Here is a 19,215-nt window from a genome sequence, read left to right as displayed (position 1 = left end):
GGTCAGGTGAGGCGGCCGTCCCTGAGGGCCAGGACGCGGTCGGTCGCGTCCAGTATCTCCGTGTCGTGGGTGACCATGACGGTGGCCGTGTTGTTCACCCGGGTCTGTTCGGCCAAGAGGTCCGCCACGTCGCGTGCGCGGGCCCGGTCGAGTGCGGAGGTGGGCTCGTCGACCAGGAGGACCTCAGGGGACAGGACGAGCGCGCGAGCCAGTCCGACACGCTGGCGTTCTCCGCCCGACAGCTGGTGGGGGCGCCGGTCGGCGCGGTGGCTCATGCCGACGGCTTCGAGGAGTTCGCCGGCGCGGTGGCGTGCGGCCGCGTCGAGCCGTCCGGCGAGATGCGCGGGCAGCAGCAGCTGTTCGAGGGCGGTGAGGGAGGCGAGCAGGTTGGTGTTCTGGAAGACGTAGCCGATGTGCCGGCGGCGGTGGGCGGTGCGTTGCCCTTCGGTCAGGGTGGTGAGGTCGGCGCCGGCGACGTGGATGGTGCCTTCGGTGGGGGTCTGCAGGCCGCCCGCGACGGCCAGCAGGCTGGACTTGCCCGATCCGGAGGGGCCGGTCACCGCGAGGAACTCGCCCGGGGCCACGGCCAGGGTGACCTGGTCCAGGGCGGTGACCTGCTGCTCGTCGGTTCCCAGACGGAGTGTGACGCCGGTCAGGCGCAGGGCGGGAGGCGCGGCCTTGCCGGCCAAGGGTGCGGGGGTGGGGGTGGGGTGGGTCATCGGCTTGCTCCCAGCGCGGTGAGGGCCTGCACCTTGGTGATGCGGCGGACCGCGACGACGGCGCCGGCCAGGCCGAGAACGATCAGCAGCACAGCTGCCAGGGTGATCTGGCTCGTCTGCAGGGAGAACGGTGCGGAGCCGTTCATGGCCCTGCCAAGGGCCAGGCCGGCGGCGGTGCCGGCGGCGGTGGCGGCGAGCAGGACGACGGCGACCTGGGTCAGGGCGTCACGCAGGATGTATCCGGTGCTCGCTCCCATGGCTTTCAGCAGGGCGATCTCCTGGCGGCGCTGGATGGTCCACACCGTGAAGAACGCGCCGACGACCAGGGCGGAGATGGCGTAGAGGAATCCGCGGATCAGCGTCATGGTGCTGGACTCCGCGGTGTACCCGGGTGAGGCGGCGAACGCGCCGGCCCGGTCGACGGTCCGGGTGCCCAGCCGCTTGTCGATCGCGGAGGTGTCGGCCGAGGAGGACAGCTGCAGGGCCACGGCGGTGGCCCGTCCGCTCGCTGCGGCCGGGAGCTTGCCGGGCAGGCCGTAGTGCAGCTTCTGCCACAGCGGCAGGGGGGCGTAGACAGCGCCGACGTGGCCGAAGGAGGCATGGCCGATGGTGCCGACGACGGTCACCGGGGTGCCGGCCTGGCCGATGGTGAGCCGGTCGCCGACATGGACGCCCTCCTTGACGATGTCCTGGCTGATCAGGACGCCGTCGGCGCCCGCCTGGGACAGCGCCTTGCCCGAGGTCGGCGACGGGGCGAGGAAGCCCCTGGGCTGCACCCCGAAGACCGCCAGGTCCAGCTGTCTGCCCCCGGAGCCGGGCAGCTGGGCGTGGACCAGCTGCTCGCCGAGCGGCTCGGCCTTGCGCACCCCCGGCTGCGTGGCCCACTTCTGCCACGTGTCCTGGGCGACGGTGGAGCGGGAGAACAGCTCGCCGGAGGCGGACTTGTCGAAGGCCAGGTGCGTCGCAGGCAGGGCGCGCAGGGCGGAGATGCCGGAGTCGGCCAGCCCGGATGCGAGGCCGGACAGGATGACACCGAGGACGGCGATCATCGCGACCACGGCACCGATGAGAGCGAAGCGACCGCGGGCGAACCGCAGGTCGCGCAGGGCGAGGAACACGTGCGTACCCGTCCGCTCAGGCGCCGACGGCGACGACGGTCTCAAAGGACTCCACTTCGCCGGCCATGCCCGGCGAGGAGGACTGGTGCGCCGCGCGGAAGGGCGCCGACTTCATCCAGGCGGTGAACGCGTCCTCGGAAACGAAGTCCATCACCGCCACGTACACGCCGCCCTCGCCCTGCGGGCGTAGCAGACGAGCGCCGAGCAGGCCCTCCACGTCAGCCAGGTGCGCGCCCATACTCGCCCCGAACTGCTCCTCGAAGCTCTCGGCAGCCGCCGCGGGAACGGGAATCCGGTTCGTCACAGTGAACATTTCTGACATCACTCCACGGCATGAAGGCAGAGCCGACACTACTTGCCGACGCTTGTGTCAGCATCGTACGCCATGATTCTGACGTGAGTGTCAGCATCTTCAGATGGGTGACTGCTTCGGCTTCCCCTCTCGTGGTTGCCCCTGAACAGGCACGTTTGGCCGAGACGGCGCGCCATCGGGTAGACCGGTCCATTCCGCCAGAGGCGTCGGTGACCGAGCAGGCTCCGGCATGAAGCGGGGCCGGCACCGGCGGTCACGCGCACCCTGCTGCCCCGACTGCCTCGCGGAAGCCGCCTGGACATCGTCGACGCCAATCCGCGTTTCGCCACGCGGCTGCGCTGTCTTGCGGCCGCCCGCCCGGAGCACCCCACCGCCTGCTGGACGGGGCGGGCGTACAGGCTCCGGGGGTGGGTGCGGTGCGGATCACCTCCCGCAGCAGTCGCTCGCGGGCGCGGCCTTGGCTGCTGTGGAGTCGGTGGTCGGCTCGGGGTGCGGGCCCGCGGGCTTGGTCGCGCGGATGACGGCGGAGTGCATGCCGTCGGCGACGGCGTGGGTGGGGGTGATCTCGATGCCGGTGAAACCGGCGGCTTCCAGGCCGGCGCGGTACTCGGCGAAGGACAGGGCGCCGGCGATGCAGCCGACGTAGTCGCCGCGTTCGGCCCGCTGGCCGGCGGTGAGGGTGTCGTCGGCGACGACGTCGGAGATTCCGATCCGGCCGCCGGGGACGAGGACGCGGTAGGACTCGGCGAACACGGCGGGCTTGTCGGTGGACAGGTTGACCACGCAGTTGGAGATGATCACGTCGATCGTGTTCGCGGGCAGGGGGATGGCTTCGATGGCGCCCTTGAGGAACTCGACGTTGGTGGCACCGGCCTTCTTCTGGTTGGCCAGCGCGAGGGCGAGCATCTCCTCGGTCATGTCCAGCCCGTACGCCTTGCCGGTGGGGCCGACGCGGCGGGCGGAGAGCAGGACGTCGATGCCGCCTCCGGATCCGAGGTCCAGGACGCGCTCGCCCTCGTTCAGTTCGGCCACCGCGGTGGGGTTGCCGCAGCCGAGGGAGGCGGCGACGGCCTCGGCGGGGAGTTCGTCGCGTTCGGTGGCGGCGTAGAGGGCTCCGCCGAAGTTGTCGTCGGCCTCGATCGCGGCCGGGCCGCAGCAGGCGGTGCCGCCTTCGGTGACCTGGGCGGCCGCGGCGGCGTACCGCCGGCGGACGGTTTCGCGCAGGTCGTTGCTCTCGCTCATGAACTTCACTCTCCACATGTCGGGGCCTGGCGGACCTGAACGGCTTGTATCGATGCTTCTCGATGCAACGTTGCGCCCTGGATCGAAAATCGTCAACATAGAAGCATGTCGAAACAAGAACTTGTGGTCCTCGGACAGGACGGCACCGGCGGATGCTGTCCGACCTTGCTGACCGCGCCCATGGACGAGGACCGGGCCGTCGGGCTGGCGAAGGTGTTCAAGGCGCTCGGGGATCCGGTGCGGCTGCGGTTGCTGTCGATGATCGCTTCCCGGGCCGGCGGGGAGATCTGCGTCTGTGACCTCACGCCCGCGTTCGACCTGTCGCAGCCGACGATCTCTCACCATCTGAAATTGCTGAAGCAGGCCGGGTTGATCGCTTCCGAGCGGCGCGGGACGTGGGTGTACTACCGGCTGCTGCCTGCGATGACCGACCAGCTGGCCGCCGTCCTGACCCGCCCCTCGGCCGCGCGCGACGAGGAGAGCTCGTGAGCGCGGACGTGGTGGAGTCCGGGACGGTCGCGGGCCGGCTGTCGTTCCTGGACCGGTTCCTCGCGGTGTGGATCCTGGCCGCGATGGCTGCCGGGCTGGGCTTGGGCCGTCTCGTGCCGGGCCTGGGCGATGCGCTGGCGAAGGTGACGGTCACCGGGGTGTCGCTGCCGATCGCGCTCGGGCTGCTGGTGATGATGTACCCGGTTCTGGCGAAGGTCCGCTACGACCGCCTGGACACCGTCACGCGCGACCGCCGTCTGCTGGTCCCGTCGTTGGTGCTGAACTGGGTGGTCGGCCCGGCGCTGATGTTCGCGCTTGCCTGGGTCTTCCTGCCGGATCTGCCCGAGTACCGCACCGGCCTGATCATCGTCGGGCTCGCCCGTTGCATCGCCATGGTCATCATCTGGAACGACCTGGCCTGCGGCGACCGCGAGGCTGCCGCTGTCCTCGTCGCCCTCAACTCCGCTTTCCAGGTGGTCGCGTTCGGCCTGCTGGGCTGGTTCTACCTCTCTGTCCTGCCTGGCCGGCTCGGTCTGGAGCAGACCGTGCTCGACGTCTCCGTGTGGGAGATCGCCCGTTCCGTTCTGGTCTTCCTCGGCGTCCCGCTGCTGGCCGGGCTCCTCACTCGGCGCCTGGGTGAGAGGGCCAAGGGCCGTACCTGGTACGAGACGAAGCTGATCCCCAGGATCGGGCCGTTCGCCCTGTACGGGCTGCTGTTCACCATCGTGGTGCTCTTCGCCCTCCAGGGCGACGCCATCACCTCCCAGCCCCTCGACGTCGCGCGGATCGCGCTGCCGCTGCTCGTGTACTTCGCGCTGATGTGGGCCGGGTCGATGGCGGTGGGCCGTGCGGCCGGCCTGGAGTACCCGAAGGCGACCACGCTCGCGTTCACCGCGGCGGGCAACAACTTCGAGCTGGCCATCGCGGTCGCCATCGCCACCTTCGGCGCCACCTCCGGCCAGGCTCTCGCTGGCGTCGTCGGCCCCCTCATCGAAGTCCCCGTACTCATCGGCCTCGTCTACGTCGCCCTCGCTGCCCGCCGGTACTTCCCCCAGCCGAACACGGCACCCGAACCGGTGGCCGCGCAGGAAGGGTCCGCCCGTGTCTGACACCCCGAAGCCGTCGGTGCTGTTCGTGTGCGTCCACAACGCCGGCCGCTCCCAGATGGCCGCCGCCTGGCTCACCCACCTCGCGGGCAACCGCGTCGAGATCCGCTCCGCCGGGTCAGCCCCGGCCGGCTCGGTGAACCCGGCCGCCGTCGAGGCCATGCGCGAGATGGGGATCGACATGTCCGGCCAGACGCCGAAGATCCTGACCGCCGAGGCCGTCCAGGCGTCCGACGTGGTGATCACCATGGGCTGTGGCGACACCTGCCCGGTCCTCCCCGGCAAGCGGTACCTCGACTGGAAGCTGGAGGACCCGGCCGGACAAGGCGTCGACGCGGTGCGCCCGATCCGCGACGAGATCGAGTCCCGCGTCCGCGCCCTGCTCACCGAACTCCTCGCTGACTGACCCGCACCGGCCGCCCTGCGCCCGGCAGCTCGCCCGGCCGGACCGCGCGGTCCCCGTAGTGTCGAAGACCGACAGAACTCCCGCCGCCACGAGCACGTCGTGTGACGGGTGGACGTGATCGACGAAGTACCCGTGTCAGAACCCGGTCTCGTCGTCGTGGACGTGGCGGCCGCCGACGACCGGGCAGCCTTCGCCTTCCAGACCGCGCTCGCATCGATGTGGGCCATCCCCCTGGTCGAACGCACCACCCGCGACCCCGGACAACCCGGCGTACGGCTGCGCCTTCCACGTCGACATGCGCCAACAGCCCTGACCCCCGGGCAGCAGCGCCCGACCACCTGCCCGGGGGCCGGCGCTCCCCTGTTGCAGGAGACCGCACCCGGACCCGGGCGCGTTTCCTCGACCGCCGCCACTGTCCGCCGCTCCCACGTGCCGCGGGCACCGGCCGGCGCCGTCAACGGGCGCACCCGCCGGGGGATTTCGGTCGGCGCCGGCGGTGAGACCTGTGTGAGCGCCGGGCAGGCGATAGTGCCGCCCGGCGTGAGCCACGGCCGCGCCGGGCACGGGCACGGCGACAGCGGATTGTAGTGTTCATGAGAGCGTCGGTCGGTTCCTGGCCAAGCTGTGAGCTGCGCCGAGGCGGCCAGACTGCTTTGCAGAGGAAGAGTGATGCGGGAGCGAACGTTCGGTGTGCTGTTGCGCGAAGCGCGGCAGCGGTCGCAGCTGACACTGGAAGGTCTTGCCGAGGCGTCCGGTGTGAGTGTCCGGGCGATCAGCAACATGGAGCGGGGGCAGAGCCAGCCGCGGCCGGCGACGCTGAGCGAGCTGATGGACGCCCTCGAGCTGGACGAGGAGGCGCGCCGGCTCCTCGTCCAGGCGTCCGCCGGCCGCACGCGGCGGGTGCCGCAGCAGCTGCCTCCCGACCTCGCGGCATTCCGCGGCCGTGCACACCTGTTGGACATGGTGCGCATGCAGGAAGAACAGGTCACCGCGCACGGCGGACACGTGGTCATCTCCGCGATCGGCGGTATGGCGGGGGTCGGCAAGACGGCTTTCGCGGTGCACTGGGCGCACCGGTGTGCCGACCGGTTCCCCGACGGCCAGTTGTACGTGAACCTGCGCGGGTTCGAGACGGCGCGCGGGCCCCTCGGCCCGGACGAGGCTCTCGGTTCCTTCCTGAGCGCCCTGGGGGTGCCCAGCACCGAAATACCGTCCGGTACGGACCAGCGCAGTGCCCTTTTCCGGGACCGGATCGCAGCCCGGCGCATGATCGTGGTCCTGGACAACGCGCGGAACGAGGAGCAGGTCCGTCCGCTCCTTCCGGCGGCGCCCGGCTGTCTGACGATCGTCACCTCGCGTCACTACCTGTCCGGGCTCGCCGTGACCGAGGGCGCCTCCCTGGTCAGTCTGGACGTATGGACGGAAGAAGAGGCGCTGGACGCGCTGGCGGCGCGGATCGGTGACGAACGGTGCCGGGCGGAACCGGCGGCGGCCGCCGATCTCGTCGACGTGTGCGGACGTCTGCCCCTGGCGGTCGCTGTCGTCGGCGCCCGGCTGCGCTCCGCGCCCGGGCTCACGCTTCATGAGATGGCCGGTGAACTGCGGCGTTCCAGGTCCCGGCTCGACGCGCTCGCGACGGACGAGCAGCCCGCGGGTGTCCGCGCTGTCTTCGACCAGTCGTACCGGGCACTGGAGCCGGTCACGGCGCGCTTCTTCCGGTACCTGGCCCTCCACCCCGGCCCCGCCTTCTCGGCCCAGGCAGCCGCTTCCCTGGCCGGCGTCGAACTCGCGCACGCGCGCAGGCACTTGCGCAGGCTCCTCACCGCCAGCCTTCTGACCCGGGACGGCGCCGGCCGCTACGTACTGCACGATCTGGTACGCGCTTACGGGGCCGAACTCGCCGCGGCGGAGGGGGACGACCGGCACGGGGCCGAGAGGCGTCTGATGGACTACTTGTGCCAGAACGCGCACACGGCGAACCAGTACGTCACGCAGTCGCCCTCCGACGTGCCCGGGGCGCCGTTGCCGGGAGTGGTGCTCGTACCGGTCGGCAGCCGTGAGGAGGCGCTGGAGTGGTACCGCCAGGAAGAGTCCACCACCGCGGCCGCCCTCCACTCGTTCGGCGACCCGGAACTGCGGCGGTCCCGGGTCGACGTCACACTGCAGTGGATGCGCTACAACGAGGTCGCGGGGCACTGGACGGAGGAGATCGCCGCTGCCCGCGGCGCGCTCGACGCGGCCCTGGCGCTCGACGATCCGGTCGCCATCGCCAGATGCGGCCAGAATCTGGCCCGTGCCCTGGTGGAGGCCGGGGACGCCGCCGCGGCGGACGAGCCGGTGCGCCTGCTGCTCGGCCACCTGCACCGCCTGCCCGCCGAGCACCAGGCCCGTGCCGAGCGGTTCGCCGGCTGGGTGCGCTACCGCCTGGAGCGCCATGAGGAGGCCCTGGAGCACGCGAAGAGGGCGGTGGAGATCTCCCGCGGCCTCGATGACGCGGGTGAGGTGGCGCGCGGGCTCACCGACCTGAGCTGGCAGCTGGCCGAGTCGGAGCGCTTCAGCGAAGCCATCGGTGCGGGCGAGGAAGCCGCCGCCATCCTCGCGACGACCACGGACAGCCGCTACGAGGCCGCCGCGTGGAACAGCATCGGTTACGCCCAGCAGGGCCTGGGCGACCGAGACAGCGCCATCGCCAGCTACTCGACGGCGCTGCGGATCTGTGAGGCGGCCCTCGACGACTACGGGCGGGCCGAAGTCCTCGACAATCTCGCCTCCGTCCGGCTGGAGCAAGGCGACACCGCACGGGCCCGAGCCGACTGGACGACCGCCGCCGACCTCTTCGACTCCCTCCGCATCGCCCGCGCGGACGAGCTGCGGGCCAGGGCGAACGCTCTCCCTCACGAGTGAGCGCGGCACGGCGGGCGGTCTTCCGGGGGCTTCTTCAGTGGGCTGGTGCGGTGCGAACGCGCGGGCCCAGGAACCGGTGCGGGTGAGGGGCGAGGGTACTGCCGCATCCACCGGGCCGGGCGTCGGTGGCGTCTTTCCAGCACACAGCTCTCGCCTCGACCCGGACCACTGCCTGGAGGCACTCGTACGCGAGCCCGGAGAAGTCCGCGGCGGCGGTCCGTGACAACACGGTCGCCCAGGACGTCCCGGTCGACCACGGCCCGCACTTCGCCCCGGTGATGCGGCCGACCCTGGACACGGGCCTGGCCGCGCTGAGGATCGCGGCGCCGGAGTGGCCGGAACCACCGCGGGGGCAGGGGCGGGGACGTCCGGCGAGGTGGCTGATGCGGTACGGCGGCACTGGTGCCGGGGCCCGGAGCGGCCAGAACGATGCGATGGCCACGAACCGGTGTACAGAACCGGAACGCAGAACGAACGCGAGACGAGAAACACCTTCCATGAGAGTCATGGGGCAGTCGATACTGTGGGGGAGCAAGGCCCCGCCGGATGCCCCGACTTGCCACGCACCCGGTGTCAGCACGAGCCCGGAAAGGACACCGGTGGGTAGTAACACTGCTTTCGACAACCGCACGAGGCAGCCGGCCGTTCCACAGCCCCGGCCCCTCATACGCGGCGCGAAGAATCTGGCGGGGGCGCCGGACCGCCACAGCATCGGACCGATGATGGGGTCCATACAGGCGCTCGCCGGCAACAGGGCCGCGTCCGCCGTCGTCCAGCGTCTCGCGGGGAACGACGAGACGGCGAAGCCCGCCGACGAGCAGGCCGAGCCGGAAGCGAAGAAGAAGTCCCGTACCGGGCTGAACATCCGGGAGCGGATCGCCAGCGCGCTGGAGCGGGCCAACAAGCACCTCGACGTCCTCGACACCTTCGTCCTGCGCGGCATGGTCCCGGCCAACGCGGAGATGAACTGGAAGGCGTCCCAGAACGCCGACACGCACCTTTCGGAGCAGGCCGGCGCGTCCGCCGCCGCGGCCGGTGCCGAGATGGGGCTCACCGACGGGGTCACGGCGGTCAACAACGTCATCGACGCCACCAAGGCGTACAAGGCGTCCAAGGAGAACCCGACGGGTCCCTCCTCCCACGCCCCGCGCAAGAAGTACCCCTCCAAGATGCTCGACGCGATCCAGAACACGGCGACCGACGCATCCGACTTCATCGGCGTCGCCAAGAACGCTCTGCACGCGGAGGGCCTCGTGACGGCGGCGAGTGTCGCCGAGGCCGGGAGCGGCATGGTCGGCGCCGTCGCGGGCGTCAAGAGCGTCCGTGCGGCGCGCCGGTTCGGGCTGACGACGCGCAAGTACCAGAACCTCAAGAAGATCGACGTGCCCGCGCCGCCGGTGCAGGAGTCCGAAATCAACCGGCTCCACAAGGCGGAGGTGGACAGCCACTGGGCGCTCGCGCAGGCGTATGTCGCGCTGGAGCGTGCCCATGAGGGCGACGACGAGGGCCTCGCGGACCGGCTGGGCGCCGCCCTGGACCAGACCGGTGCGGCCTTCACGAGCATCGAGAAGGCCGCCGGCGACGTCAAGAAGGCACAGGACACCATCGCCCTCAACACCGCCAGGGACTACGCGCTGGCGAAGCAGCGCAACAAGCTCTGGAAGCAGGGGGTCGGCGCGGTCGGGGACGGCGTGAGGTCGGCCGGCGGCGCGGTGGCGATCGCAGCGGCTGCCACGGGCACGCTGGGGAGCAACCCGGTCGGCTGGGCGCTGGCCGCGACAGCGGCGGGGCTCCTGCTCTCGGTCACCGCGTACAAGGCCGGGCGCGCCGGCAAGAAGCGTTACGACGGCGCCCGCCACCCCGAGCGCTGGGCCCCGCCCACGGAGGAGGCCGAGCAGACGACAGCCGAGCCCGCCTCCCGCCAGGACGCCCTCAAGGAAGCGCTGAAGTTCTGGAAGAAGGCCGAGCACAGCAAGCGCGACGCCATGGCGCGCACCCTCTACGGCCTCGCCGCCGGCCCCGAGGTCCCGGCCGGCAAGGGCACCTCGCCCGAACTGCGCGCCTCGGCCCGGGAACTGCTCGTCGCGCTGAAGTCGGGCCCCGGGAACCTGCACATGACGGAGGAGGCGTGGGCGGCGTCCCTGAACGACCCGGCCGACGCCGAGAAGTGGCACAAGGAGATCGCCAACCAGCTGGCTTCGAGCTGAGGTTGGCCGGATGCCCGGCTGTCCGGGTGTCCGGTCGCCCGGTTTCCCCTCTGACGGTCTCCGGGTGAGAGGCACCGCCCGGCGGCGCCCCTCACCGGCCCCGGGGCGCGGACCGGAAATCCGGAGGAGCCGGGCGGCCTTCGGGTCCGTGAACGCAGGGTGCTCAGCTCGTCCTGCCTTCCGAGCGTGGGTCTGAGACGGTCATTCGTAAGATCGTCGGGCCCAGGGGTTCCGGGTTCGGCTGTCAGCTTGTCGCCGTTGGATGGCTCACATGACTTGGCCGCCCGAAGCCCCGCGACGTCTCGACCGCTGACTGGGGTACGCGACTCGATCGCTGTGCAGGACAACGTCGGTGAGGTCGTCCGCTGGGCTGCATTTGGCCGACGAGCCGGCGGAGGTGTCCGTGCCAGATCGGGGCCGGAGTGGACATCGGCAAGGAACACACCCACTGCGTGGTGATCGACGCGCAGGGCCAACGCCTCCTGTGACGGCGAGTCCTGAACGACGAGTACGCGCGGCTGCGGCTGATCGGCGGCGTACTCGCGCTCTCCCAGGACGCGCTGTGGGCTGTGGACGTCAACCACGGTGGTGCTGCCTTGCTCATCGGCCTGCTGCTCGGCCACGGCCGGCCGATGGTCTGCCTCACCGGCCGTGCCGTGCACCAGGCATCAGCCGCCTACCGCGGCCAGGGCACGCCGGATGCCGGTGACGCCTTCGTCATCGCCGACCATGCCCGCGTGGGCAAGGACCTTGGCGTCCTCCGCCCCGGTGACGAGACAGCCGTGGACCTCTCGTCCCTGCGGGCGGCCTCGGCGATCGCCTCTTCCGGCAGGACCTGGAAGACGCCCCCATCCCGCCATCGCATGAAGCGGTTGCACACCGTCTGCCGGGCACCGAACCGCTCGGGCATCTCCCGCCACTGACTGCGGAACCTCCAGAGCACCCCCTCGAACTGCTCACGCAGCCGCTCGGGGTACGGTCCGAACCTGCCGACCGGCAGAAACGGCCCAGTGAACTCCCGTTGCTCGTCCGTGAGTTGCGCACGTCTGTCTCACCGGCACCTCAGTCAGGACCCAAAGCCCAGCTTTGATCGCAACTACGGACAGTCCCCAGCGCGCCAGGGCTCCATGGCTCCGCCCATGGGCCGACACCGGACCAGGACCACGGTCCTGGTCCGGGGCACAGCCGGTCCCAGGGCCCCGTACCGCTTCTCGTCCCCCGCTCCGACGGCCTCCGCGCATTCCGGTGATGGACTTTGAGGGCACTGTCCGGCGTCACATGTGAACGGGAGTCTCGTGATTCGCGCCCTGACTGGATTCTCCACGAGACATCCATGGAAAGTCAGATCGGCTTCGCGACGGCCCTCGGCACCTGCTGTCGGCGTTCGTCCTGTCCATCGCGCTGGTCCCTGCGCTCGCCGCGCCGCTCGGCCGCTGCTCCTTGTGGTGGCCCGTCCGGCCGCGCCGCACCACGAGGCAGCCCCAGCCGTACCCGCCCGGGTGGCATCCCGGCGAGCCGCGTCCCGCCCCAGTCCCGCACGACCACATCGGCACTAGCTGACCGCCCCATCGCACGCTTCAGCCTGTCCACGGCCATTACCGCAAGGACGGCGCGGCTGAGCACCGCGAGCCGACGAGGGCGCAGGCGGATCACACCTCCACCCGATCGGGTGCTCGGGCAGCCACGCGCAGTGGCGGGTCTCGTGCGCCTTCCGGGCTCCACATCCGATTCTTATCAAAGGACAAGAGCATATGAACAGGCACACCAAGCGCATCAGCCGCCGGCGGCTGCTGGCGACGGCGGCGATCGCGGCGGGGGCGGTCCTCGTCCCGGTGGCGGTCCAGGCGGCCACCGTCGACAAGGACCACACTGCCGGGGGGAAGCACAACCCGGTACACGCACTGGAGCAGGCAGCCCAGCCGTTGCGTGCGACCGAACCTGGCGGAAACACGGCCGATCTGCGAGCCCTGTCCGCGATGATCGGCGACGCCAAGGTGGTCGGTCTCGGGGAGGCCACCCACGGCTCCCACGAGTTCTTCACCATGAAGGAGCGGGTCTTCCGCTACCTCGTCGAGAAGAAGGGCTTCACCACCTTCGCCCTGGAGCTGAGCTGGTCCGCAGGACTCCAGATCGACGACTACCTCCGAACCGGCAAGGGCGACGCCCGCGAGATCGCCGCACAGACGCTGGCCAACTCCCCCTGGGATCGGGAAGAGTTCATACATCTCATCGAGTGGATGCGCGACCACAACCGCAACCACCCCGACCGCCCCGTGCACTTCATGGGCGACGACATCGGTGCCCCCTCGCTGAATGACGCATTCTTCGAACGAGTGACCGGTTACATGGAGAAGAACCACCCTGAGTCGCTGCCGCGGCTCAACGAGCTCTACACCGGCCTGCGGCCCATCGACGACGCTTTCGCCTACCTGGCCAAGCCGCTCGCGGAGCGGCAGCGGCTTGCCGCCAGGGCGCAGCAGGCCCTGGAGCTGGTCAGCAGCCACAAGGGCTCTGGCCAAGACGCCTTCGACTGGGCCGAGCAGAACGCCCGCTCGATCGCCCAGACCGCCAAGTTCTTCACCCTGGACCCCGCCGACCGGGAGTCCCTCAACGGCCTTGAGCGTTTCCGCGACGAGGTGATGGCCCAGAACGTCACGTGGTGGCGGAAGCGCACCGGCGACAAGATCCTGGTCTCGGCGCACAACAACCACGCCGGTTACGTCTCCGACGACCCCGAGCTGTACTCCAAGACCCAGGGGTCGTTCCTGCGCGACACCATGGGCAAGGACTACCTGCCCATCGGTTTCACCTTCGACCGGGGCTCGTTCCTGTCGAAGGACGCCGCCCTCGGCGGCGACTGGAAGAAGTTCACCGTGGGCGCCGCCGAGCCCGGTAGGAATGAGTACACCCTCGACCAGGTCGGCTACCGAAACTTCTATCTCGACGTCCGCAGGGCGCCGGCCGCCGCGCGCGCCTGGCTGGACGTCGCCCGGCCCACACTCAACATCGGCACGCAGTTCCCCGAGAAGCCCCGCGACATCGCGATCGCCAAGTCCTTCGACATCCTCATCCACCTCCACGAGGTCCGGGAGGCCGACAAACCGAAGCGGTGACGGCCCATCGCGTTGGCCTCTGAGCCGCTCCGGCCCGCGCGTGGTCCTGCAAGAGGGCTGCTGCCCCCCTTCGGGCCCGGCATGACTGTTGCCCCTGTCGATGGCATGACCGGGGGGTGTCACCGGGCCCGTGGGGTGCCTGGGTGCCGTCACAGACGCTGATCAGAGGTCCGGCACCGCAGTGGCCCGGCGCAATGCCGGGTCGCTGCGGGCGGCAGGTCTGCACGACGTCGATGCGCGCGAACGGCCCCGCCACCGAGACCGGCACGGCATCGGCGCATGGGGGGATGCGGTGATCGACATCGACGAGGCGGGCGTCTTCCTCGGCCTGGATGTCGGCAAGAGCAGCCTGCACGGCCACGGACTCACCCCGGCCGGGAAAAAGGTCTTCGACAAGGCTGCCGAACGGCGAACCCCAGTTGCGGGCCGTCTTCGACAAGCTCAAGGCCAAGTTCGGCACCGTCCTGGTGGTCGTGGACCAGCCCGCATCCATCGGCGCCCTGCCGCTGGCCGTCGCCCGTGACGCCGGCTGCAAGGTCGCCCACCTGCCCGGAATCTCGATGCGCCGGATCGCCGACCTCTGCTCCGGCGAGGACAAGACCGACGCCCGCGGCGCCGCTGTCCTCGTGGACGCCGCCCACACCCTGCGCTCCCTCGAACTCGCCGACGAGATCACCGCCGAGCCGACCATGCCGACCGGCTTCGACCAGGGCCTCGCCGGCGAGGCCAACCGCACCTCCAACCGCATCCGCGGCCTGCTCACCCAGTTCCACCCCAGCCCCGAACGCATTTTGGGACCCCGCCTGGAGCATCCCGCCATCACCTGGCTGCTGGAGCACTACGGATCCCCGGCCGCTCTGCGCAAGGCCGGCCGCCGCAAACTCGTCGAGGCCATCCGGCCCAGAGCCCCACGCATGGCCCAGCGGCTGGTCGACGACATCTTCACCGCGCTCGACGAACAGACCGTCGTCGTCCCGGGCACCAGCACCCTCGACGTGATCGTGCCCTCGCTGGCGAAATCGCCGGCTGTCGTCCATGGACAGCGCCGGGCCCTGGAAGCCCGGATCGAAGCCCTGCCGGCGGTCGTCGAGAGGGGCGACGCCGGCAGCCTTTCCCAGGCCTGGTCGATCGTGCCGCGTTTGTTCAGCACCGCCGGCGTGTGCGTCGGGCGCAGTCCGGGGCGTACACGAGAAGTGCTGACGTGCTGCGTTCAGAGGATGGGAAAGATCGCGGTCCGTCGTTGGGGAGGTGATCGCTTACCGCGCCGTGTGCTGCGGGTTCAGTCCCACCAGAAATCCCAGCAGTTGAGGTCGATGAGGCCCTCCGCGTAGGAGGCCAGATCCGGGTGTGGGCCCTGCCAGATGTTGTCAGGGCAGAAGGCGAAGTGCTCGGCGGCGACGGCCCGGGCGTCTTCGAGTCGGCTCGGGGGCGTGGCGACGCTCAGGTGAAGGGTGCTGAATCCGACGCCGACGACACGCACACCGAATCGGTCTTCCCAGTCGCGGACGACGGCGGCGAAGGTCCCGGTGTCGTTGTCGTAGTTTGCGGGCCCCATCCAGCCGGCCGTGGCTAGGGCCTGTCCGACGGATCACGGGCAGAAGCCAGGAAAGTATGTGCAGGTCACCGGACGATATTCTGGGTGCGCTCCGTGGATGACTATGACAGTCTCCGTGCATGTCGATCGTTGACGTGTCCCCTGAGGTGTCTATCGCGTACGAGAGTTTCGGCGACCCTGGAGACCCGCCAGTCCTGCTGGTGATGGGTTTCGGCGCGCAGATGCTCGCCTGGCACGAGGACTTTTGCCGAGCACTGGCAGACCGCGGCCGTTACGTGATCCGGTACGACAACCGGGACTGCGGGCTGTCCGCCAAGTTCGACGATCATCCTGTGGACATGGGCAAGTTCATCGCCGCCGTCAGCTCGGGAGACATTCCCGCCGCCCTCGCCATGGTTCCCTATCGGCTTCTCGACATGGCGGGTGACGGCCTCGGCCTGCTCACCGCGCTCGGTATCGAACGCGCCCATGTGGTCGGTGCCTCGATGGGAGGGATGATCGCCCAGGTGATGGCCCTCTCCTGCCCGGAGCGGGTGCTGACCTTGACGTCGATGATGTCCTCGACCGGCGAGAGCGAATACGGCCAGTCCAGCCCGGAGGCCCAGGCGGTGCTGTTCAGTCCCAAGCCCGCGGACCGCGAGGGATACGTTGCGGCGGCGGAGCGGGAACTGGTGTGGGCCTCCAAGCGATACGGCGACGCCTCGGTGCTGCGTGAGCTGGCCGCCGCGAGCTACGACCGCGCCTACTACCCCGAGGGGATCGGGCGGCAGCTCGGCGCGATGATCCTCAGCGGTTCACGTGCGGATGCACTGCGTGAGCTGCGGGTGCCGACGCTGGTGATCCACGGCCTGGACGACACGCTGATCGACCCCAGCGGCGGGAAACGCACCGCGGAGCTGGTTCCCGGCGCCGAACTCCTGCTGGTCCCCGACATGGGCCACGATCGCCCGCGTGAACTCTGGCCCGAGCTCATCGATGCCGTGGTGACCCATACCGGTTGAGCAAGCATGGCCAGAGCAGCATTGAGGGCAGATGCGGCTGCTCCGGTACTGGTGCCGGCCTCGAGTACGCCAGGTCTGTCCCAGATCATGGGCGCAGCCAGAGTCGAATCGAGGCGATGATGACGGTGCCGTGGAAGATGTAGGCACGCTTGTCGTACCTCGTGGCCACGGCCCTGCAGGTCTTGAGCGCATTGATCGTTCGCTCGACTTCGTTCCTCCTTTTGTAGATCGTCTTGTCGAAGCCCGCAGGCCGGCCGCCCCTGCTGCCGCGGCTCTGGCGGTTGGCCCGCTGGTTCTTCGGTTCGGGGATCGTGTGCTTGATCTGGCGTCGTCGCAGGTATCGGCGATTGCGGCGCGAGGAGTACGCCTTGTCACCGCCGAGACGGTCCGGTCGGGTGCGCGGACGTCCGCCGCCGAGACGGGCGACTCGGACACGTTCCATGATGGGGATGAACTGTGGGGCGTCGCCCCACTGGCCTGGCGTGATCAGCAGGGCCAGCGGGCGGCGTCCGCCTTCCCCAACGAGGTGGATCTTGCAGGTGAGGCCGCCCCGAGAGCGTCCGAGCCCCTCGTCGGAGCGGTGCTGCCGGGGCGTTGATCTTTTCCCGGCACCCGCGGGCGTCGCTTGCGGGCGCCGGCAGCGTGCTGGTGAGCCCGGCAGGAGGTGGAGTCCACGCTCACCATCGACCAGTCGATGCGGCCCTCCGCGTCGGCGTCAGCCAGGACAGCGGCGAAGAGCCTGTCCCACGTGCCGTCCGCCGACCAGCGTCTGTGTCTCTCATACACGGTCTTCCACTTGCCGAAACGCGCAGGCAGATCCCGCCAGGGCACCCCCGTGCGATTCCGGTACAAGATCCCGTTGATGACCCTCCGATGGCTCACCCAACGACCGCCCCGCTTAGCGGACTTCGGTAGATGCGGCTTCAGCCGGGCCCATTCCTCGTTCGACAGATCTCCCCGCCTCACGGACAGGCCAACGAGCCAGGCCCGCGAAGGTCACATGATCCGTTGGACAGGCCCTAGGGCGTCGGCGCCGCGGGGTGCGGAGACGAGTCCGAGGCGTGCGTGCGGACTCTGCGTCAGGAAAGCTTGCGCGTACTGGTCGGCGATCTCATCGGCATGCGGCGAGGGTGGCGGCGTGGGTGCTCGGCCGGGCCAGACCTGGCCCAAGGGGGCGGTGACGGCCAGGCGTTCGTCTGCGGAGAGCTGGTCGTCGTCTTCGTCGATGGTGCTGTGGCCCTGCCACCAACGGGCAAGGAGGTCCTCGGCGCTGTGGTCTGCAGGCGCCGACATGCGCTCGGGCCATAGTTCGCCACAGCCCCAGGGGCGGAAGTCCGTGTGATGCGGGTCGAGGGCGTCGAGCAGGAGCGGCCAGAGTCCGGAGGTGGAGTGTTCGGCCCGCAGCCTCGGCCACAGATCGGCTGCGGCGGGGGCGTCGCTCAGCCACAGTGGCTGCACGTCGCCGTCGCCTTCGTCCGAGGTGATCATGCGGCCGGGCGGCAAAGCTATGCCGTGGGGCAGACGGGATTCGAAGTTCACGAGCGGATGCTAGGGGGTGGGACTGACACCGGAGAACGAGGATGATGGCTGCCGAAGGCGGAGAGTGCTGCGGTTGATTCCGGCCCCAGCCGTACGCGAACCCACGCCAGACCTCACGCTACCGGTGGCAGTCTGCCGTCGGTTCCCGGCCTGAGTCCTCCGAGATTCGGCGAACTCCTCGGTTTCGGGTCATGGGGCCAGCATGATCGAGCGTGTGATCTGTGACGGCGAAATCGCCACGGTCCGCCGCCAGGACTCAGCCCGCCCACGGCGACATCGTCGCGGCCCGCCTGGACGGCGAGGCCACGGTCAAGCGTCTGCGCCGCGAGGCCGGCCACCTCTGGCTGATGCCGCACGACCCGGCCCACCTCCCGATCCTCCGCCGCCCTCATGTTCGGCGCCCAGCCCGCGTCGCAGGGTCAGGTCGTGGGCGGGCAGGGTGATGTAGGTGGTGGGGTCGGCGGTCGTGCCGTCGTGGCACTCCAAGCAGGTGCCGAGGATCTTGAGCGGTACTGGCGCAGAGCACTTGTTCCGTTGCTGTCGTGGTCCTGGCCAAGAAGCCCCCAGCCCCCTCGTACGCGCCTTTGGGCCATGGGAATTCGCTGGTCGAGAGAGGGGTCGGTACGGGAAGCTGCATACGTGATCGAGCGAGAGGCCGCCGTCAAGGCCGTCGAGGACCAGCTGGAGCGCGACTATCAGCAGTGGCGGGCTGCGGGCGAGGACGCGCTGCGGATGGCTGTGGTCAGCGTCAAGGAGCACGAGCTGGTGTGGATCGTCTTCTGGACCTCCGAGAAGTTCGTACGCACCCGGAACCCGGAGTTCATGCTGGCCGGTAACGGGCCCTACCTGGTCGACCGTGTCGACGGCGGACTGCACCAAGTCGGCGTCGTCTCCGCGGTAACCGGGGAGTGGGAGGCCGACTATCGAGCCCGGATACGTGGGCTGCCGGTGCGCACCGCAGTAGACGATCTACACGATGCGCTGTGCGAAGTCGCCGCGGCGCGCGGACGCATGCACGCTGTGCGGGCACTGCGCCAGAGGCTGCCGTTGTTCTCGCCTGCGGAGGCCATCGAATATGTGAGCGCATTGCTGGACGGTGATGCGCCCGCGCGGCTCGTGGCCGTCGCCACCAAGGAACTCGTGGAGCCTCTCAGCCCGGTACTTGCAGTGAAGACGATTATGAACGGGACGGAGAGCCGAGAGGGTCAGAGACCCGAGGGGTGACGAGAAAGCCGGTCGGCATACCGGTCTCGCGCCCGGTCCCGTTCCTCGGACGTGGCGCGGAAAACGTCGGAGCCACCGTCGCAGGGATGGTGGATGCGCTGCATCCGGATGTCGGTGACGAGGACGCCACCATCTTGTCATCTGCTCTTTTCACGCCCTGACCGTCGCTACCTGTGTCGACGCGAATCGCACATACGATTCCGGAGCCGGAGAAATGGCGAGCCGACCGAGGCCGCTGCGGGAGTGCGGGCGGCAGCCCGCCGGCTTCGACCCGGCGTG

The 19,215-nt window shown here is 69.9% G+C and carries 18 protein-coding genes and 4 pseudogenes; 13 read left to right on the top strand and 9 right to left on the bottom strand.

The genetic code is table 11. The features are described from left to right. Positions 1-2: 2 nt before the first annotated feature. Genes IG64_RS19445 through IG64_RS19435 form a run of 3 tightly spaced genes read right to left on the bottom strand, consistent with a single transcriptional unit; the run spans position 3 to position 2,150 of the window. Positions 3-719 carry an ABC transporter ATP-binding protein gene (locus IG64_RS19445; RefSeq protein ID WP_051813108.1) on the bottom strand — a complete coding sequence of 239 codons (717 nt, stop codon included), beginning with the start codon at positions 717-719 and terminating at the stop codon, positions 3-5. After that, positions 716-1,837: an ABC transporter permease gene (locus IG64_RS19440; RefSeq protein WP_037857902.1), complete on the bottom strand. Its 1,122-nt coding sequence runs from the start codon at positions 1,835-1,837 to the stop codon at positions 716-718. Before IG64_RS19440 ends, IG64_RS19445 begins: the two co-directional genes overlap by 4 nt. 16 nt (positions 1,838-1,853) lie before the next feature. Continuing rightward, entirely contained in the window at positions 1,854-2,150 is a 297-nt protein-coding gene (locus IG64_RS19435; RefSeq protein WP_037857899.1) for an antibiotic biosynthesis monooxygenase family protein, read from the bottom strand. A gap of 233 nt (positions 2,151-2,383) precedes the next feature. On the opposite strand from IG64_RS19435, the pseudogene IG64_RS42265 reads away from it, so the two are divergent. After that, positions 2,384-2,510, top strand: a pseudogene (locus IG64_RS42265) (translation initiation factor IF-2); the annotation flags it as partial. Positions 2,511-2,573: 63 nt separating this feature from the next. On the opposite strand, the gene arsM reads toward IG64_RS42265, so the two are convergent. After that, positions 2,574-3,392: an arsenite methyltransferase gene (arsM, locus tag IG64_RS19430; RefSeq protein WP_037857964.1), complete on the bottom strand. Its 819-nt coding sequence runs from the start codon at positions 3,390-3,392 to the stop codon at positions 2,574-2,576. A gap of 105 nt (positions 3,393-3,497) precedes the next feature. Here arsM and IG64_RS19425 point away from each other — a divergent pair, with 105 nt between their 5' ends. The 7 genes from IG64_RS19425 (at position 3,498) to IG64_RS43280 (ending at position 11,427) form a co-directional block, all read left to right on the top strand. Continuing rightward, complete coding sequence (locus IG64_RS19425; RefSeq protein WP_037857896.1) at positions 3,498-3,881, top strand: ArsR/SmtB family transcription factor; 384 nt, start codon at positions 3,498-3,500, stop codon at positions 3,879-3,881. Further along, a complete protein-coding gene (arsB, locus tag IG64_RS19420) occupies positions 3,878-4,990 on the top strand; it encodes an ACR3 family arsenite efflux transporter (protein WP_037857894.1) in 1,113 nt (370 codons plus the stop codon). Before IG64_RS19425 ends, arsB begins: the two co-directional genes overlap by 4 nt. Further along, a complete protein-coding gene (locus tag IG64_RS19415; protein WP_037857893.1) occupies positions 4,983-5,393 on the top strand; it encodes an arsenate reductase ArsC in 411 nt (136 codons plus the stop codon). The genes arsB and IG64_RS19415 overlap by 8 nt, the downstream gene beginning before the upstream one ends. A gap of 108 nt (positions 5,394-5,501) precedes the next feature. Beyond that, positions 5,502-5,981, top strand: coding sequence for a DUF6207 family protein (locus tag IG64_RS41630; protein ID WP_078884097.1), 480 nt, complete (start codon positions 5,502-5,504; stop codon positions 5,979-5,981). An 81-nt stretch (positions 5,982-6,062) separates the two neighbouring features. Beyond that, a complete protein-coding gene (locus tag IG64_RS19410; RefSeq protein ID WP_037857892.1) occupies positions 6,063-8,297 on the top strand; it encodes an ATP-binding protein in 2,235 nt (744 codons plus the stop codon). A gap of 719 nt (positions 8,298-9,016) precedes the next feature. Continuing rightward, positions 9,017-10,504: a hypothetical protein gene (locus IG64_RS41215; RefSeq protein WP_051813106.1), complete on the top strand. Its 1,488-nt coding sequence runs from the start codon at positions 9,017-9,019 to the stop codon at positions 10,502-10,504. 497 nt (positions 10,505-11,001) lie between these two features. After that, on the top strand, positions 11,002-11,427 hold the full coding sequence (locus IG64_RS43280) for an IS110 family transposase (RefSeq protein ID WP_420709948.1): 426 nt from the start codon (positions 11,002-11,004) through the stop codon (positions 11,425-11,427). On the opposite strand, the pseudogene IG64_RS43275 reads toward IG64_RS43280, so the two are convergent. Beyond that, a pseudogene (locus IG64_RS43275) lies at positions 11,400-11,504 on the bottom strand (hypothetical protein); the annotation flags it as partial. The gene IG64_RS43280 and the pseudogene IG64_RS43275 overlap by 28 nt on opposite strands. Positions 11,505-12,255: 751 nt before the next feature. Between IG64_RS43275 and IG64_RS19395 the strand changes: the two are divergent. Together IG64_RS19395 and IG64_RS19390 are read left to right on the top strand one after the other, a co-directional pair. Next, the gene (locus IG64_RS19395) at positions 12,256-13,617 is read left to right on the top strand and encodes an erythromycin esterase family protein (protein ID WP_037857889.1); all 1,362 of its coding nucleotides are present in this window, start codon (positions 12,256-12,258) and stop codon (positions 13,615-13,617) included. 292 nt (positions 13,618-13,909) lie between these two features. Then, a pseudogene (locus IG64_RS19390) lies at positions 13,910-14,693 on the top strand (IS110 family transposase); the annotation flags it as partial. A gap of 203 nt (positions 14,694-14,896) precedes the next feature. On the opposite strand, the gene IG64_RS19385 reads toward IG64_RS19390, so the two are convergent. Then, positions 14,897-15,172, bottom strand: coding sequence for a DUF4253 domain-containing protein (locus IG64_RS19385; RefSeq protein ID WP_037857888.1), 276 nt, complete (start codon positions 15,170-15,172; stop codon positions 14,897-14,899). A 119-nt stretch (positions 15,173-15,291) separates the two neighbouring features. Here IG64_RS19385 and IG64_RS19380 point away from each other — a divergent pair, with 119 nt between their 5' ends. Continuing rightward, positions 15,292-16,173 (top strand): alpha/beta fold hydrolase, encoded by an 882-nt coding sequence (locus IG64_RS19380; RefSeq protein ID WP_037857885.1) that lies wholly within the window; start codon positions 15,292-15,294, stop codon positions 16,171-16,173. 85 nt (positions 16,174-16,258) lie between these two features. Here IG64_RS19380 and IG64_RS38985 read toward each other — a convergent pair. Continuing rightward, positions 16,259-17,139, bottom strand: a protein-coding gene (locus IG64_RS38985) for an IS5 family transposase (RefSeq protein ID WP_107474300.1) whose coding sequence is annotated in 2 segments (ribosomal slippage) — positions 16,259-16,779 and positions 16,779-17,139 — 882 coding nt in all. Because the reading frame shifts where the segments join, the coding sequence is not laid out codon by codon here. Positions 17,140-17,169: 30 nt separating this feature from the next. Beyond that, entirely contained in the window at positions 17,170-17,712 is a 543-nt protein-coding gene (locus IG64_RS19375) for a hypothetical protein (RefSeq protein WP_199811624.1), read from the bottom strand. A gap of 193 nt (positions 17,713-17,905) precedes the next feature. On the opposite strand from IG64_RS19375, the pseudogene IG64_RS38980 reads away from it, so the two are divergent. Both IG64_RS38980 and IG64_RS19370 read left to right on the top strand, forming a co-directional pair. Further along, a pseudogene (locus IG64_RS38980) lies at positions 17,906-18,155 on the top strand (LexA family protein); the annotation flags it as partial. A gap of 196 nt (positions 18,156-18,351) precedes the next feature. Continuing rightward, entirely contained in the window at positions 18,352-18,936 is a 585-nt protein-coding gene (locus IG64_RS19370) for a YrhB domain-containing protein (RefSeq protein WP_037857883.1), read from the top strand. Here the strand turns inward: IG64_RS19370 and IG64_RS43270 are convergent. Then, positions 18,918-19,040: a DUF3885 domain-containing protein gene (locus tag IG64_RS43270; protein ID WP_420709946.1), complete on the bottom strand. Its 123-nt coding sequence runs from the start codon at positions 19,038-19,040 to the stop codon at positions 18,918-18,920. The genes IG64_RS19370 and IG64_RS43270 overlap by 19 nt on opposite strands. Positions 19,041-19,215 lie beyond the last annotated feature (175 nt).

Source organism: Streptomyces sp. NRRL S-340, from assembly GCF_000720185.1.
GTDB lineage: Bacteria > Actinomycetota > Actinomycetes > Streptomycetales > Streptomycetaceae > Streptomyces.
This window is presented reverse-complemented; position numbering and strand designations above follow the sequence as displayed.